Raw genomic sequence first — 953 nt, forward strand, 5'->3', positions numbered from 1 at the left:
TATCGACGCATTAGTCATGTCCTCAAGCCCCCGGATGTACTGATCAGAGGGGTGACAACTTTCCTGAAACTGGGGGCGTTCAAGCAGCACGCCATGATCGATTTGATCGAATTCGAAATCGACTTGATCCAGGCCGACTTGCCGGGTTGGCCATCGCCCATCGACCCCAGCTCCAGCGCCTCCTGAAGCTGCTCGCCAGCCCCGAGTTTTTGAGAATGCTGGCTGCTGGTTGAGTGAACCAGTGGCGCGATCAAGCCGGCAGTAGTCATGCCTCAGGCCTCCCGCTGGTTGCAGGAATGGGTGCTTCCCAGCTGCGCCGGCCCACCCGTTGCACATGGGTATCCAGCTCGGCGGGCAGTTCCTGTCGCAGCACCAGATCCACCCGCCAGGGCAGCAGCAGATCGTCCACCGCCGCCATCAGCGCCAGGCGATCACTGTGGTTGAGCGCACAGCCCTCCAGGCATAGATCGATGTCCGAGCCCGGCCCATGCCGGTACATCGCCAGCGAGCCAAACAGCCACAGGGCCTCTAGCCACGGTTGACCTGCCCACAGCTGCTGCATTTGCTCCACCCGCGTTGCAGGGATACCGGGTATGGCAGTCATTGCGCTTCCTCCTGAAGGCGTAGCTCCAGCCGGGTTTTCAACTGCTGGAAACAAGGCAGGTATCGGCTGCTGATGTTGGAGGCGATGGCATCAGCGGTGAATCGACTATAGGTGTGGCTGGTGAGATTGAGGTCTTGAATCATCAGCATCCAGGCCTCGCCGTCTGTGATCAGCTCCAGCCGAAACGCCTCCCTAATGGTGTCGCGCGATCCCAGCAACGTGGCATCGCCCTGGCTGCGCAGCAGGTCGCGCAACGTGTTCCAGGTCAGTTCAAAGGTAACCGTTCACGGGGCGTGCCGGCCTGACCTTGACATGACATAGGCAGTCACCACTTCATGATTGATGCGCA

At 60.2% G+C, this 953-nt stretch carries 3 protein-coding genes; 1 reads left to right on the forward strand and 2 read right to left on the reverse strand.

Going from position 1 to position 953, the window contains the following annotated elements:
- Positions 1-186: hypothetical protein (locus AC01FP_RS17895; protein WP_474482132.1), on the forward strand; the 186-nt coding region annotated here is incomplete at its 5' end.
- Between the two features lie 79 nt (positions 187-265).
- Here the strand turns inward: AC01FP_RS17895 and AC01FP_RS17900 are convergent.
- Positions 266-604 carry a nucleotidyltransferase family protein gene (locus tag AC01FP_RS17900; protein ID WP_474482133.1) on the reverse strand — a complete coding sequence of 113 codons (339 nt, stop codon included), beginning with the start codon at positions 602-604 and terminating at the stop codon, positions 266-268.
- The gene (locus AC01FP_RS17905; protein ID WP_474482134.1) at positions 601-858 is read right to left on the reverse strand and encodes an HI0074 family nucleotidyltransferase substrate-binding subunit; all 258 of its coding nucleotides are present in this window, start codon (positions 856-858) and stop codon (positions 601-603) included. Before AC01FP_RS17905 ends, AC01FP_RS17900 begins: the two co-directional genes overlap by 4 nt.
- Between the last annotated feature and the right edge of the window lie 95 nt (positions 859-953).

The sequence above is a fragment of the Cyanobium sp. NIVA-CYA 375 genome (assembly GCF_056108345.1).

Excerpts from the sequence above, each read along its gene's own strand:
- AC01FP_RS17900 (WP_474482133.1), bottom strand. The coding sequence starts at position 604 with ATGACTGCCATACCCGGTATCCCTGCAACGCGGGTGGAGCAAATGCAG.